This is a genomic window from Luteitalea sp. (genome assembly GCF_022842525.1).
Lineage (GTDB): Bacteria > Acidobacteriota > Vicinamibacteria > Vicinamibacterales > Vicinamibacteraceae > Luteitalea.
In genome coordinates this window covers 1-15,091 of sequence record NZ_JALHPM010000157.1, presented here as the reverse complement: position 1 = coordinate 15,091, position 15,091 = coordinate 1, and the positions used below count along the sequence as shown (strand labels likewise).

Sequence of the window (15,091 nt, the reverse complement as noted above, 5' to 3'; positions counted from 1 at the left end):
CACCGTTCGATGCCGCGCCGGTCGCGCTGGCGGATCCGTTCGCGCTGCCACCGCCCGCCTTCGCCGGGGACCTGCCGCCGATGCCGCACGCGCTGCCCGCCGAGTCAGCGGTCGACCCGCGGGCGCTGCTGGCCTTTCCGCGTGCGGGCTTCGGTGAGCGCGCCGCCGCGTTCGTGCTCGACATGGTGCTCGTGGCGATGACGGCGGCCATGCTCGGCAGCGACGACCCGGGCGACTGGTTCGTGCTCGCGCTCGTGGCGTACCACGTGGGGTTCTGGGTGTGGAAGGCCACCACGCTCGGCGGCATCATCTGCCAGCTGCGGGTCGTGCGGGTCGACGGCGCGCCCCTCCGGTTCGTCGACGCGCTCGTGCGTGGCCTGGTGGGGATCTTCTCGATTGCGACGTTCGGGCTGGGGGCGCTGTGGATTCTGCGCGACCCGGAGCGACAGTCCTGGCACGACAAGGTCGCCGGCACCTTCGTGGTGCGCGTGCCGCGCAACTACCCCCTGTCCTGACCGACCGTTCAGGCGTGGGCCGGTGGCGTGTCGATGGCCCGTTCCTTGCTACGTGTCGGGGTATGTTCGACACTCCCCAGCCCCCGCCGGAGCCGCCCCCCGACCAGATGCAGGGCGGGCTCACCGAGGCCGACAAGCGCGCGACGTTCATTCGTCTGGTCTTCGACTCGGACGAACGCCGCTACGAGGCCTTCCGCCAGGCGATTGTCGACGCCGTGCCGGCCGGCACCCGCGCCGTCGTGCGCGGCAGTGCCGTCACGGGAGTGCGGTGGAAGGACGGGGCGTCCTTCGATGCCGACGGCCCCGGCACCAGCGACATCGACCTGACGCTGGTCGGTGCGGATGTCCTCGCAGCCTTCACCGTGACCGGGTCCTATCTGCCGGGCGTCCACACCCGCCCGATGGGCGAAGAGGACCCCGACATCGCGCCGGCCCTGGCCGACCTGCGCGCGGAACTGACGGCGATGGCGGGGCGCCCGGTCAACGTCCAGGCGTCGAGGGACTGGGTGATCCAACTGCGCGGGGACCTCATCGGGCAGCCGTACCTGACCCTCATCGACAGCGAGCCCCCCGCGTGACGCCACTGCGTGTCCTGTCCTGGAACATCCGGTACGGCGGGCAGGGGCGCGAACCCGGCCTCGCGGCCGTCATCCGGGCGACCCGGGCCGACGTCGTCCTCCTGCAGGAGGCCACGAAGCCGGCCGTGGTGGAGGCGCTGGCCCGTGCCACCGACATGGCCCAGTGGGGCGCGTCGCATCGCCAGTCGCTCGGGTTCCTGTCCCGCCGACCCGTGGAACACGTCGAGTGGCGGCAGCCGCGCGTGTCGCGGCATGCCTTCCTCGAACTGGTGCCGGCCGGCGGAGGGATTCGCCTGTTCGGGGTCCACCTCAGCGCCGTCCACGCCGCGTGGACCGAACGCCGGCGCGTCCGCGAAGTCCGGGCCCTGATCGAGTCCGTCTCGGCCAGGGCCGGAGGCTTCCACCTGCTGCTCGGCGACTTCAACACCCTCGCTCCCGGGGAACTGCTCGACATCCGGCGCCTGCCGCTGCGGCTGCGCCCCTTCGTGTGGATCAGCGGCGGTCACATCCGCTGGCGGACGGTGCAGCAGGTCTTCGATGCCGGCTACGTCGACGTCTTTCGCGCCAGGCACCCGGGGGAGACCGGCTTCACGTTCCCGTCGTGGGGGCCGCATCTGCGTCTCGACTACGTCTTCGCGCCCACGGCGACCCTCGACCGCGTGACCGCCTGCGACGTCATCGGCGGTGAGGACGCCGCGCAGGCCTCCGACCATCTGCCGCTCCTGATCGAGTGCCTCCCGGGGAACTGAGCGCGGTCGTCACGGCTCGCTGCGTCACAACGCTTGACCTTGACTCGACCGTCAGGAACGCTAGGGGGTGATGCGTACTCGCCCTGTCCTGTCAGGCGTCGTGCTCTGTGCGACGCTGTGCTCCATAGCTGGTCCCGTCCTCGCCCAGTCTTCGACCCTCTCCACGCCCGCCGCGAACGCCCGCCTGCAGGTCACGGCCCGAGACGCCGACGGCGTCCTGCCGGGCGCCACGGTCACCATCGCGCGCAGCGACGTGCCCCTGGCCCCCCTCGCCGCGGCCATCACCGATGCCGTCGGCGTCGCCACGATCGACGGTCTGGCGGCCGGGACCTACACCGTTCGGGTGTCGTTCCTCGGGTTCGCCGACGCCACACGAACCGACGTGGTCGTCGAGGGCACCGGGGTCGCGTCCGTCGACGTTGCCCTGACCCTGGCCCAGTTCTCGGCCGAGGTCACCGTGACCACGGCCAATCGCCGCGAGCAGGTGCTGCTCGACGTCGCCGATCCCATCGTCCTCATCGATCAGGCGCAGATCGCCGATACCGGGGCCCGGACCGCGAAGGACCTCCTCTCCGAGCAGACGGGCGCCGGCATCCAGGTGCAGGCCGGCGGCGGGCAGGGCCATCTCTCCCTGAACGGCATCCCGAACAGCGGCGTGCTCGTGCTCATCGACGGTCGCCGATACCTGGGCAAGGACGCCAACGGCAACCTGAATCTCGAAGATCTGCCCCTGACGGGCGTGGATCGCGTGGAGGTCGTGAAGGGCGCGGGGTCGGCGCTGTACGGCTCCGATGCCATCGGCGGCGTCGTGAACTTCGTGACGCGGCAGTCGCGCACCCCGGGTGTGACCAGTCTGTCGGACATCAGCGGCGGGTCGTACGGCGACTGGCGGGTCAACCAGACCCTGGGGTGGCGCGGCTCGCGCGGCGGGGTCAGCGGCAGTGCCGGCTATCGCGAGTACGACGGCTTCGACCTCAGCACCGCGAACCCCCAGACGATCGGGCAGCCGCCGAGCACGTGGTGGTCCGGCACGCTCAACGCGGACACCCGCCTCGGTGATCGCGTCCTGATCCGCGCCGCCGGCGACTACTCGAAGCGCGACATCGACAACTACTTCTTCTCGGGCGCCACCCAGCTGGCCTCGACGGTCTACGACTCGCAGCGCGACCTCACGCGCTACTCCGTGTCACCGACGATGGACGTGATCCTGTCGCCGAGCACGACGGTCACGGCCGCCTACACCGGCGGCTGGTACCTGCGTGACGAGACCCGCGTGTTCGTCGTCGGCGGACGGGTGCAGCCCCAGCCGCCCTGGCGGGAATGGAACGACGAGCTGCGCCTCACCGCCTCGCACGCCTGGCGCGCGTTCGGGATGGACCACCCGCTGCAGGGCGGCTTCGAGCGTCGCCACGAGCAGCTGAGTCGAGGCTCGCTCGACGTCGTGGACCCGGCGCGAGACATCACCACCGCCTGGTTCCAGCAGGAGGTGCGGGTCGGCAACCGCCTGACCGTGGCCGCGGGCGTCCGCTACGACGACTTCAGCGACTTCGGCAGCGAGTGGAGCCCCAAGGCCAGCCTCTCCTGGCGCCTTGCCGACCAGCACCGCCTCCGCCTCAGCGCGGGGCAGGGCTACCGTCCGCCCTACTTCGGTGAGCTGTACCTGTTCACGCCTCCGGCGTTCGTCGGCAATCCGAATCTGCAGCCGGAGACCGCCAACACCGTCAATGCCGGCTACGCCTGGGCGACCGCCCGGGTGCAACTCTCGGCCGACTACTACCTCGCGCGCGTCGAGAACGGCATCACCTTCGATCTGAGTCGGCAGCCCTTCACGTATGCGAACCTGCGGACCTACACGTCGCAGGGGACCAATCTCGGGGCTGCGGCCAGCCTGCCGGGCGGCTTCACGCCCAGCCTGTCCTACACCCTCAACCGGCGCGAGGACCAGGACGGCATCGAGATCGGCGGCTTCGCCAGGCATTCGGCCTTCCTCAAGTTGCTGTGGGCCAGCAATCGCCTCGGCTTGCGTGCCAATATTCGTGGGCAGGTGCTCGGCGACGTGCCTCCCGCACCGGATGGGTCGTACCAGTCGGGCTACCAGGTCTGGAACGCCCAGGTCTCGCAGCGCCTGCTGCGGCGGGGGCCCAACGTCGTCAGTCTGTACCTGCAGATGGGCAACCTGTTCGACGAGGGCGACGTGTTCCTCCGCAACGCGCAGGGACAGCCCATCGAGGGGGACTTCCAGGCGTGGCTGGCGCCGCGCACCTTCCTCGCCGGGCTCACGATCGACCTCGGTGGACTCCGGTAGGGAACAGACCATGCAGCGACCGCTACGCCTCGGGATGTTCGTGCTGTGCGCCAGCGTGCTGGCGTGCGCCGCGTCGGCACAGGACCGCGTCCATCAGACGCTGGACGTCACGCTCGACCCGGCCACGGGCACCGTCGCCGTCAAGGCCGAAGTCACTCCGGAGGGCAAGGCCGGCGAGATCGAGTTCCTCCTTCACTCGCGACTGCGCGTCACGAAATCGGAGCCTGCCGTGCGCGAGGTGCCGGTGGGCGACGTGGCCTGGCTCGGCGAGATCGAGGGGGGCGAGGTGCAGCAGGCCGCGGCGGTGAAGCGATACCGCGTGACCGTGCCGACGCCCGGCGCGCCGTTCCGGCTCGAGTACACGGGCGTGCTCGACTTTCCGCTGTCGGACGCGCGCGAGGAGTACACCCGCGGCTTCCGCTCGACGCCGGGCATCGTCTCCGCAACCGGGGTGTACCTGCCGGGCTCGAGTGGGTGGTACCCGCTCGTCGGGCGCGCCCTCGTGACGTTCGAACTCAGCGTGGCGCAGCCCGCGAATTGGCGCGTCGTCAGCGAAGGGGCCGGCACGTCTCGCGGCAGCGATGGTCGTGCCCATTGGGCCTCCACCGACCTCGTCGACCAGATTCATCTCGTCGGCGGTCCGCTGCAGGTGACGACGCAGGCCGCCGGGGCCGTCGACGCGCAGGTCTATCTGCACGAGGCCGATGCCGCGCTGTCGTCGAAGTACCTGGCCGCGACGGCGCAGTACCTCGAGATGTATCGCGGGCTGATCGGGCCGTATCCCTACAAGAAGTTCGCGCTGGTCGAGAACTTCTGGGAGACCGGCTACGGGATGCCGTCGTTCACGCTGCTCGGGCCGCAGATCATCCGCTTCCCGTTCATCCTCACCTCGTCGTACCCGCACGAGATTCTCCACAACTGGTGGGGCAACTCGGTTTTCGTGGAAGAGGCGCGCGGCAACTGGTCCGAGGGACTCACGGCCTACATCGCCGATCACCTGATGCAGGAGCAGCGCGGCGAGGACGCCGTGTACCGGCGCTCCACCCTGCAGAAGTACCGCGACTACGTCTCGACGGGACAGGACTTCCCGCTCGTCGAGTTCCGCGGCCGCCACAGCGCCGCCACCGAAGCCATCGGCTACGGCCGCACGATGATGGGCTTCCACGCGCTGCGCGTCCGCGTCGGCGACGACACCTTCCGCAAGTTCCTCGCCCGCTTCTACCGCGACTTCAAGGGCAAGCGCGCCTCCTTCGACGATGTGCGAACGACGATGGAGGCGGTGAGAGGGCAGGACTTGCGACGGTTCTTCGCCGACTGGATCGAGCGCAAGGGCGCACCGGCGATCGCGGTCAAGGGCACCGTGGTGCAGGGCGCCGCCACGGGCACCGGCGCGGCGTTCCTCGTCGAGGGCACGCTCGTGCAGGCGCAGCCCGGCGCCCCCTTTGCCATCGACGTGCCCGTGGTCGTGCAGACGACGGGAAAGCCGGTGGCCACGACGGTGTCCCTGACGGGCGCTGAGGCGTCGTTTCGCATCATCACGCCAGACGCGCCGGTGATGCTCCACGTGGATCCGGCGTTCGACACGTTCCGTCGGCTCGACGCCCGGGAGACGCCGCCATCGCTCGGGCAGCTGTTCGGCGACGCCGCGCCGCTGGTCGTGATCGCGGCCAGCGAGGACCCCGCGCGGGTCACGGCGTATCGCGCCATGGCCGAGAGCTGGAAGGCGCCGGCGCATGCGCCCCGCGTCGTCCTCGACACCGACATCACGGCCCTGCCGTCGGATCGGTCCGTCTGGCTGTTCGGCCGCGGCAACCGGTTCGCGCGCGGACTCGTCGACGCCGCCGCGGTGCGCCTCGATGCCGACGCCATCACGATCGACAGCCAGGCGATGCCCCTGCGCGACCACGCCGCGGTCATCGTCCGCCGTCACCCCGGTGATGTGACCAGAGCCGTCGGCTGGATCGTCGCCGACCGTGTCGACGCCATGCCCGGCCTCGGGCGCAAGCTGCCGCACTACGGCAAGTATTCGTACCTGGGCTTCGAGGGCGCCGAGCCGACCAACATGCTCAAGGGGCAGTGGCAGGCGTCGGATTCGCCACTGTCGGTGGACCTGCGCGACGCCGCGCGCAATACCGCCGGTCTCGCCGTCCCGCCGCTGGTGCTGACGCGCCCCCCGCTGGCGACCCTGCCGGCCGTCTTCTCGGAGACGTCCCTGAAGACGCACGTGTCCACGCTGGCCGATGCGGCCTTCACGGGACGCGGCGTCGGCACGGCGGGCCTCGACAAGGCCGCCGAGTACGTGGCGGCACAGTTCAAGGCCGCGGGCCTCACGCCCGGCATGCCCGACGGGTCCTGGCGGCAGGTCTTCACCTCGACGCAGTCACCCGAGGGCACGCCCGTCACGCTGGCCAACATCGTCGGCATCCTGCCGGGGAGTGACCCCGCCTGGCGCGATCAGTCGGTGGTGGTCACCGCGCACTACGACCATCTCGGCATGGGGTGGCCGAATCCGCGGGCCGGCGACGCCGGCCAGCTCCATCCCGGCGCCGACGACAACGCCAGCGGCGTCGCGGTGCTGCTCGAGGTCGCCCGGGCGATGGCCGCCGCAGGGCCGCCGCGCCGCACGCTCGTGTTCGTCGCCGTGACTGCCGAGGAGTCCGGCATGCAGGGATCGAAGCACTACGTCGAGCATCCCGTGCGCCCGCGCGAAGGCATCCGCGCCATGCTCAACATCGACAGCGTCGGCCGCCTCGGCACGGCGCCGCTCGGGGTGATCGGCGCCAGCACGGCGACCGAGTGGCCGCACGTGTTCCGTGGCATCGGCTTCGTCACCGGCATCCAGACGCAGATGGCGACGCAGGGGATCGAGTCGTCCGACCAGGCGAGCTTCATCGCGCGGGGCATTCCGGGGGTGCAGCTGTTCACGGCGCCGCACGCGGACTACCACCGTCCTGGCGACACCGCCGACAAGGTCGACATCCCGGGCCTGGTTCGCGTCGCCACCGTGGCGCGTGAGGCCCTGGCGTACCTCGTCGAACGGCCGGAGCCGCTGACGGTGACGATCAGCTCCTCGTCGAACCTGGAGGGCAGGGCCGGGTCTCCGAACCGGCCGTCCGAAACGCCACCCGGCACCGCCAGCGCCGCCCCTCGCCGCGCCGGTTTCGGCATCGTGCCGGACTTTGCGTTCGCGGGGCCGGGCGTCAAGGCCTCGGGGCTGGTGCCCGGGTCGCCGGCCGAGCAGGCCGGCATGAAGGCCGGCGACGTCCTGCTCGAGATGGCGGGGAAGCCCCTGGGATCGCTGTCGGCCTACTCCGACGTGCTCAAGACCCTGGCTCCTGGCCAGCAGGTCCCGGTGACGTTCGAGCGGGAGGGCACGCGTCAGCAGGTGACGGTGACGCTCTCGACGCGGTAGGCGGGTCGGCGCGCGCATCACGCGACCCGCTATACTCCCGCGAATGACCACCATCCTGGTCGCCGACGACGAGCAACTGATCCGGTGGTCGCTGTCCGAACGCCTGCAGGCCGACGGGATGCGGGTGATCGAGGCTGCGACCGGGCAGGAGGCGATCGACAAGGTGCACGAGGGCGTCGACCTCGTGCTGCTCGACTTCAAGCTGCCCGACATCGACGGCGTCACCGTGCTCCGCCAGATCAAGGAGCACGACCCCGACATCGTCGTCATCCTGCTGACGGCGTACGCGACGGTGGACACCGCCGTCGAGGCGATGAAGACCGGCGCCTATCACGTCGCCAACAAGCCGTTCAACGTCGACGCCGTGTCCGACCTCGTCGCCAAGGCGCTCGAGACCACCCAGTTGCGTCGCGAGGTGCGCAACCTGCGCGCCGAGAAGGCCCAGCCCTACGCCCCGGAACGCATCGTCGGTGACTCGCCGCCGATGGTCGAGGTCAAGGCGATGCTGCGCAAGGTCGCTGCGAGTCCGGCCTCGACGGTGCTGCTGACCGGGGAGAGCGGCACCGGCAAGGATCTCGCCGCCAAGGTCCTGCACTTCAACAGCGACCGCGCGCACAAGCCGTTCGTCAACATCACCTGCTCGGCGATCCCGGAGACGCTGCTCGAAAGCGAGCTGTTCGGGCACGAGCGCGGCGCCTTCACCGACGCGCGGCAGCAGAAGCGCGGCCTGCTGGAGTCGGCCGATGGCGGCACGGTCTTCCTCGACGAAATCGGCGAGATGGTGCCGGCGCTGCAGGCCAAGCTGCTGCGCGTGCTCGAGGAGAAGGCCTTCAAGCGCGTCGGCGGGCAGCACGACGTGCGCGTCGACGTCCGCATCATCGCGGCTACCAACCGCAATCTGGAGGAGCAGGTCAAGGGCGGGCACTTCCGATCGGACCTGTACTACCGCCTGAACGTGCTGCCGATCGAGTTGCCGGCCCTGCGTTCGCATCTCGAGGATGTGCCGGCGCTGGTCACCTTCTACGTCGATCAGTTCAACCGGGAGTTCCGCAAGTCGGTCCGCGGGGCCTCTGCGGCGTCGCTGCGGGCGATGCAGCACTACGGCTGGCCGGGCAACATCCGCGAACTGCGCAACGCCGTCGAGCGGGCCATGCTGCTCAGCGACGGCCCGTGGCTGGAGCCGGTGGACTTCCCGGCGATCACGGGCGCGGCTCCTGTCGCGTCCGGGCTGTCGCTGCCGGCCGAAGGCGTCAACCTCGAGGAACTGGAACGCAGTCTCGTGGTGCAGGCGCTCGAGCGCGCCAGCGGCAATCAGACGCGCGCGGCGACGCTGCTCGGCCTCAATCGCGACCAGATCCGGTATCGGATCGAGAAGTTCGGCCTGGGCAAGACGACGAGCTGAACGGGACTTTTTCCCCATGCCGGAGCGGGAGAGTTCGGCAGGGAGACGCCGGGGGGCGGTCACAAGACGTCGTTTTTTCAAGGACAGCACGGCGGCATGGCTGTTGCTCAGCGTCGAAGCATGAATGCCGGCAAGCGCCTCGACGCCCTCGCGATGACCTGCCCGTCGTGCGGGCAGCCGCAAGTGCCGGCGATGACGGGCAGCACGCTGACGATCGCGTGGTATGCCTGCGGCTGCGGGCACTTCTGGTCGGCCCGTGTGCGCGATGGCCGCCCGGTGCAAGGCGCCCCGCCGACCCCGCTGCCCTCGATGACGCCGATGCGCTAGCGACGGGCCTGCACCCCTGGGGTAGCATCGACCCGCGTGCCCCTGTCTTTTCGCCATCTCGCCGCACCGCGCGGCCGCGCCCTGCCCGTGCTGGGGCTGCTGCTGACGGCGCTCATCTTCGCCATCGACCTCACAGTGCCGGTGGGCAGCGCCATCGGCATGCTGTACGTCGGGGTGATCCTGCTCGGTCTGTGGAGCGCGTGGCTGCCGTTCCCGCTGGTGGCCGCCTACGGGGCCGCGGCGCTCGTGCTGGTCGATCTGTACGCCGGCTGGGACGACCACACGGCGCCCGGGGTGGTCGTCAACTACCCCCTGATGATCCTCGTCTTCATCTTCAGTGCGCTGGTGGTGCGGCGGTTCGTCATGCTCGAACGCCAGGCGGGCGCTCATCTCGAGCAGCTCGGTGACTTCAAGCGCGCGCTCGATGCCGCCGCCATCGTGGCCATCACCGACGTGCGCGGCCGCATCACGTACGTCAACGACAAGTTCATCGAGATCTCGGGCTACTCCCGCGACGAACTGCTCGGGCAGGACCATCGCCTGATCAATTCGGGCCACCACCCCGCCGAGTTCATCAGTGAGCTCTGGCGCACCATTGCGCGCGGGCGGGTGTGGCACGGCGAGATCCGCAACCGGGCCAAGTCGGGCCACTTGTACTGGGTCGACACCACCATCGTCCCGTTCATGTCCGAGGAGGGGAAGCCGTATCAGTACATCGCCATCCGGGCCGACATCACGGCGCGCAAGGCCGCCGAGGAGACCTTGACGCAGCAGGCTGCGCTGGCGCGCGTCGGGCAGATGGCGGCGGTGCTCGCCCACGAAGTGCGCAACCCGCTGGCGGGCATCCGCGGCGCGATGCAGGTGCTGATGGGACGTCGCAAGGCCGACGACCCCGAGCGCACCGTGATGCAGGAGATTCTCACGCGCACCGAGTCGCTCAACGACCTGATCAACGACCTGCTGTTGTTCGCCCGTCCTCGGCCACCCCGCATCGCCGAGCTCGAACTGGCGCCGGTGGTGCGGGACGTGTTCGCCACGGTGCGGCAGGATCCGGCCGGACAGGGCCTGGAGTTCGAGGCGCAGGGCCCGTCCCTGGTCGTGCGGGCCGATGCGGATCTGACCCGCGCCACCGTGCTCAACCTGGTGCTCAACGCGGCGCAGGCGCTGCAGGGCAGCGGCCGCATCACGGTGGCGACGGCCGTCGCGCCCGGGGGGATGGTGCAGGTGCAGGTGCGTGACACGGGCCCCGGGATTCCCGACGAGATCCGCGAGCAGATCTTCGAACCCTTCTTCACCACCAAGGCCCGGGGCGGCGGTCTCGGGCTGCCGATCGCACAGCGCACCGTCGAACTGCATGGGGGCACGCTGGCGGTCACCTGCCCGCCCGAAGGCGGCACCGTCTTCACGCTGACGCTGCCCGGGCCGGCCGGGCCGGGCTAGCCCTCACAACGACGAGAGGCCCTTCGAAGGGCCTCTCGTCCTGCCAGTGCGCGTGGCGCGTCCGACTACGTGGTCGGCTTCGCGAGCCAGGTCTCGAACTTGATGGTGACCTTCGGGTCGGTCTTGAGCACGCCCATCATCGCGGTGGGCGGGGCGATGCCGAAGTCGGTCATCAGCAGGTCGATCTTGCCCATCACCAGCAGTTTGCCGTTGCGCAGGCTGGTGATCAGGTTCAGGGTCACTTCCTTCTCGACACCGGCGACCTTGAGCAGGCCGATGGCGCGCGCGCCACCGGGCTTCTTCTCCATGCGCTGCATCGTGAAGACGATGTCGGGGTGGACGTCGGCCTTGAGCGCGACATGCATGTCGGCGGTGAAGTTGTCGCGGTCGGACTTGAGAGCGGCGACGGGCACGACCACCTCGAAGGATTCGACGGCCCCTGGCTGGATGACGCCGACCCAGAAGAAGTCGCCGCCGGGCAGGTCACTGGTGACCTTCACGTTGCGGGTCTGGGCCTCGTTGGTCGTCGCGCTCCAGTCGAGCACGGTGGACGTGCCGGACACGGTCACCGTGGCGCTGGACACGACCACGGGCGATTCCTGGGCGGAGGCGAGACCCGACACGAGCAGGGCAGTGATGGCGATGGCGCCGGACAGTGTGGGACGGAGAACTGAAAGAGTCATGATGGAACCTCGGCGGAATGAACGAGCAAGCTCCTGCCCGATCAAAGGCAACTCGCGTGCCGCCCGCCGGGGGCGTGGAACCGCGCGATTTTCGATGGATGCCATAAGCGGCCCGCATAACTGGGGAAGCCTTCGCGGAGGGGCGGGGAATAATCCAGCGGCCAGGCCCGGCAGGGCCCCATCGCGCCTGCGCGACGGGGCGGCGTCGATGGCTCGCGAGGTGCACTGACGCCCGGCGTGGCTTCGGGCGTCGCCGCCGACGTGGTCTTCCGGGCGCGTGGGCTCACCAGGACCTACCTGATGGGGGAGGTCGAGGTGCACGCGCTGGCCGGGGTCGATCTCGATCTGGTGCGATCCGAGCTCCTCGTGCTGCTCGGCCCGTCCGGCAGCGGCAAGTCCACGCTGCTGAACATCCTCGGCGGCCTGGACGTGCCCACGGCCGGCGAGGTCGTGTACCGCGATCACGTCCTGACCACGGCCGACGACCGGGCGCTCACCCGCTATCGTCGCGAGCATGTCGGGTTCGTCTTTCAGTTCTACAACCTGATCCCCAGCCTGACCGCGCGCGAGAACGTCGCCCTGGTCACCGAGATTGCCGCCGATCCGATGACCCCGGAGGAGGCCCTCGGGCTCGTGGGCCTTGCGGCCCGCCTCGACCACTTTCCCGCGCAACTCTCCGGCGGCGAGCAGCAGCGCGTGGCCATCGCGCGGGCCATCGCCAAGCGTCCCGACGTGCTGCTCTGCGACGAACCCACCGGCGCGCTCGACAGCGTCACGGGCGTCCTGGTGCTGGAGGCCATCGATCGGGTCAACCGCGAACTCGGGACGACCACCGTGGTGATCACCCACAACGTGGTCGTGGCCGCGATGGCCGACCGGGTCATCACGCTCGCCGACGGCCGCATCACCTCGGTCCGGCCCAACGCGACCCGCCGTCCGCCGCGCGACCTGGAGTGGTGACGCCATGGTCGGCATGGTCCGCGCCCTCGACCGCAAGCTGCTGCGCGACCTCTGGCGCCTCAAGGGGCAGGCGCTCGCGATCGGCGCGGTGATGGCGGTGGGCCTCGCGATGTTCGTCGCGTACTTCTCCACGTTCACGTCATTGCAGCGCACGCAGGAGCGCTACTACGAGCGGCACCGCTTCGCCGACGTGTTCGCCAGTGTGAAGCGCGCGCCGCTGTCGCTGGCGACCAGGCTGGCCGCCATTCCAGGCGTGGCTCAGGTCGACGTACGCGTGGTGGCCGATGTGACGCTCGATCTGCCGGGGCAGCCAGCGCCTGCGACAGGGCGGCTCGTGTCGGTGCCCGTCCCGCGGGCGCCCATGCTCAACGATCTCTTCCTGCGCCGCGGCCGCTGGATGGACGTCGGACGTCCCGACGAGGTCCTCGCCAGTGAGGCGTTTGCGCTGGCCAACGGCCTCGGGCCCGGCAGTACCATCCCCGCCCTCATCAACGGCCGACGCCGGCATCTGCAGGTCGTCGGCATCGCGCTCTCGCCCGAGTACGTCTACACCGTGCGCCCTGGCGAGGTCATCATCGACGACCGCCGTTTCGGTGTGCTCTGGATGGGCCGGCAGGCGCTCGGTGCCGCCTTCGACATGGAGGGCGGCTTCAACGATGTGGTCCTCGCGCTGTCGCCCGGCGCGAGCGAGCCTGCCGTGATCGGCCACGTGGACGTCGTCTTGCGTCCCTACGGCGGCTTCGGCGCCATTCCTCGTCGCCTGCAGATGTCCAACTGGTCCCTCACGAACGAACTGGCCCAGTTGCGTGGCTTCGGCATGCTGGTGCCGCTGATCTTCCTGGTCGTCGCCGCCTTCCTGCTCAACGTGGTCCTCTCGCGCATCGTCTCGGTGCAGCGCGAACAGATTGCCGCGCTCAAGGCGCTCGGGTACAGCAGGCTCGAACTGGGCTGGCACTACGCGAAATGGAGCCTCGTCGTCGGTGTCGGCGCGAGCGTGGCCGGCGTGGCCGGCGGGGCCTGGATGGGCCGCGGCATCATCGCCATGTACAACGACTTCTTCCGCTTTCCGGAGCTGCTCTACCGCATGCCCGCGGGCGTGGCCCTCGCCGGCCTCGCCATCAGTCTCGTGGCGTCGGTGGGCGGTGCCATGGGCGCCGTGCACCGCGCCGTGCGGCTGCCCCCGGCCGAAGCGATGCGGCCCGAGCCGCCCGCCATGTTCACGCGAAGCCTGGTCGAGCGCGTCGGCCTCGCGCACGTGCTCGGCCCGGCGGCACGCATGGTCGTCCGCAACCTCGAGCGGCAGCCGGTGCGAAGCGCGACCTCCGTGCTCGGCGTGGCGTGCTCGGCAGCCCTGCTGGTGCTCGGGCTGTTCTTCCTCGATGCGATCACCGAGATGCTGCGCGTGCAGTTCGACCTCGTGCAGCGGCAGGATGTGACCGTCACCTTCGTGGAGCCACGCGGCGACGCCGCCGTCCACGAACTCCGGCGCTTGCCCGGGGTACTCGACGTCGAGGCCACGCGCACCGTGCAGGTCCGCCTGCACGTGGCGCAGCGGTCACGACAGTTGCTGATCACCGGCCTGGTCGACACGCCACGCCTGCAGCGGGTCGTCGACATCGGCGGCCGGGTGATGGCGCTGCCCCCGGCCGGTCTCGTCCTGTCCCGTTCGCTGGCCGAAGCGCTCGGCGTCGAGGCTGGCGGCTCCGTCACGGTCGAGGTCCTCGAGGGCCGCCGCCGCACCGTCCGTGTCCCCGTGACGGCCATCGTCGACGAGTATCTTGGCCTCTCGGCCTACATGCGCCTGGAGGCCCTGCGCACGTTGCTCCGGGAGGGGCGTCTCGTCTCCGGGGCCCACCTGCTGATCGATGCGCGCGAGGAAGCGGCACTCTACCGGCGACTGGAGGCCATGCCGGCGGTGGCGGGTGTGAGCAGCACGCATGCGATGGTCGAGAACTTCGTTCGGCAGATGGACGAGACGATGGGCGTGATGATCGGCTTCAACGTCCTGTTTGCCAGCATCATCGCGTTCGGCGTCGTCTACAACGCGGCCCGTCTCTCGCTCTCCGAGCGCGGGCGCGACCTGGCCAGCCTGCGCGTGCTCGGCTACACGCGCGTCGAGATCTCCACGATGCTCCTCGGCGAGCTGGCCGTCGTCGTGGTCCTCGCCATTCCCGTCGGTCTGGTGATCGGCTACGGGCTCGCCGCGCTGGTCATCGGACTGTTCGAGACCGAGATGTACCGGTTTCCTGTCGCCGTCGCGCCACGCACCTACGCGGCTGCGGCGGTCGTCACCATGGGCGCCGCCCTCGTCTCTGGCCTGGTGGTCCGGCGTCAGCTGGATCACCTCGACCTCGTGGGCGTGCTCAAGACCCGGGAGTAGCGTGTCATGTCCATCATCCCTGCCCGTGATCGGCTCACTGGGCGTCGCCTCGTGGGCGTGGCGGTCGTGACCGGGCTGGTGGCCCTCGCGGCGTGGGCCGTACGCCCGCGTGCGGTCGAGGTGGTCACGGCGGTCGTGACCTCGGCGCCGCTGCAGGTGACGCTCGACGAAGACGGCGAGACGCGCGTCCAGGATCGTTACGTGGTGTCGGCGCCCGTGGCCGGGCGCGTGCTCCGCATCGACATCGACCCGGGCGATCGCGTCGAGGCCGGCACCACGGTGGTGGCCACGATGCGTCCCGCCGCGTCGGGGTTGCTCGACGCGCGCACGCGCGCCGAAC

11 protein-coding genes and 1 pseudogene are annotated in these 15,091 nt (G+C 70.2%); 11 read left to right on the top strand and 1 reads right to left on the bottom strand.

Annotation, left to right across the window (positions count from 1 at the left end; genetic code table 11):
• The 8 genes from Q0C41_RS23670 to Q0C41_RS23635 all read left to right on the top strand — a co-directional run.
• Nucleotides 1–515 (top strand): RDD family protein (locus tag Q0C41_RS23670; RefSeq protein ID WP_291988043.1); only part of this gene is annotated, 515 nt, incomplete at its 5' end.
• 62 nt (nt 516–577) lie between these two features.
• Entirely contained in the window at nt 578–1,093 is a 516-nt protein-coding gene (locus tag Q0C41_RS23665; protein ID WP_291988041.1) for a hypothetical protein, read from the top strand.
• On the top strand, nt 1,090–1,842 hold the full coding sequence (locus Q0C41_RS23660; protein ID WP_291988039.1) for an endonuclease/exonuclease/phosphatase family protein: 753 nt from the start codon (nt 1,090–1,092) through the stop codon (nt 1,840–1,842). The genes Q0C41_RS23665 and Q0C41_RS23660 overlap by 4 nt, the downstream gene beginning before the upstream one ends.
• A gap of 70 nt (nt 1,843–1,912) precedes the next feature.
• A complete protein-coding gene (locus Q0C41_RS23655; RefSeq protein ID WP_291988037.1) occupies nt 1,913–4,147 on the top strand; it encodes a TonB-dependent receptor in 2,235 nt (744 codons plus the stop codon).
• A 10-nt stretch (nt 4,148–4,157) separates the two neighbouring features.
• Nucleotides 4,158–7,559: a M20/M25/M40 family metallo-hydrolase gene (locus tag Q0C41_RS23650; protein ID WP_291988035.1), complete on the top strand. Its 3,402-nt coding sequence runs from the start codon at nt 4,158–4,160 to the stop codon at nt 7,557–7,559.
• 43 nt (nt 7,560–7,602) lie between these two features.
• Nucleotides 7,603–8,961 carry a sigma-54 dependent transcriptional regulator gene (locus Q0C41_RS23645; RefSeq protein ID WP_291988033.1) on the top strand — a complete coding sequence of 453 codons (1,359 nt, stop codon included), beginning with the start codon at nt 7,603–7,605 and terminating at the stop codon, nt 8,959–8,961.
• 120 nt (nt 8,962–9,081) lie between these two features.
• Nucleotides 9,082–9,288 carry a hypothetical protein gene (locus Q0C41_RS23640; RefSeq protein WP_291988031.1) on the top strand — a complete coding sequence of 69 codons (207 nt, stop codon included), beginning with the start codon at nt 9,082–9,084 and terminating at the stop codon, nt 9,286–9,288.
• A gap of 36 nt (nt 9,289–9,324) precedes the next feature.
• Entirely contained in the window at nt 9,325–10,728 is a 1,404-nt protein-coding gene (locus Q0C41_RS23635; protein WP_291988029.1) for a PAS domain-containing sensor histidine kinase, read from the top strand.
• A 65-nt stretch (nt 10,729–10,793) separates the two neighbouring features.
• Here Q0C41_RS23635 and Q0C41_RS23630 read toward each other — a convergent pair whose 3' ends face one another.
• On the bottom strand, nt 10,794–11,411 hold the full coding sequence (locus Q0C41_RS23630) for a YceI family protein (protein ID WP_291988027.1): 618 nt from the start codon (nt 11,409–11,411) through the stop codon (nt 10,794–10,796).
• A 300-nt stretch (nt 11,412–11,711) separates the two neighbouring features.
• On the opposite strand from Q0C41_RS23630, the gene Q0C41_RS23625 reads away from it, so the two are divergent.
• The 3 genes and pseudogenes from Q0C41_RS23625 to Q0C41_RS23615 form a co-directional block, all read left to right on the top strand.
• A complete protein-coding gene (locus tag Q0C41_RS23625) occupies nt 11,712–12,371 on the top strand; it encodes an ABC transporter ATP-binding protein (protein ID WP_367079301.1) in 660 nt (219 codons plus the stop codon).
• 4 nt (nt 12,372–12,375) lie between these two features.
• Nucleotides 12,376–14,751 carry an ABC transporter permease gene (locus Q0C41_RS23620; RefSeq protein ID WP_291988023.1) on the top strand — a complete coding sequence of 792 codons (2,376 nt, stop codon included), beginning with the start codon at nt 12,376–12,378 and terminating at the stop codon, nt 14,749–14,751.
• Nucleotides 14,752–14,757: 6 nt separating this feature from the next.
• Nucleotides 14,758–15,091, top strand: a pseudogene (locus Q0C41_RS23615) (RND transporter); the annotation flags it as partial.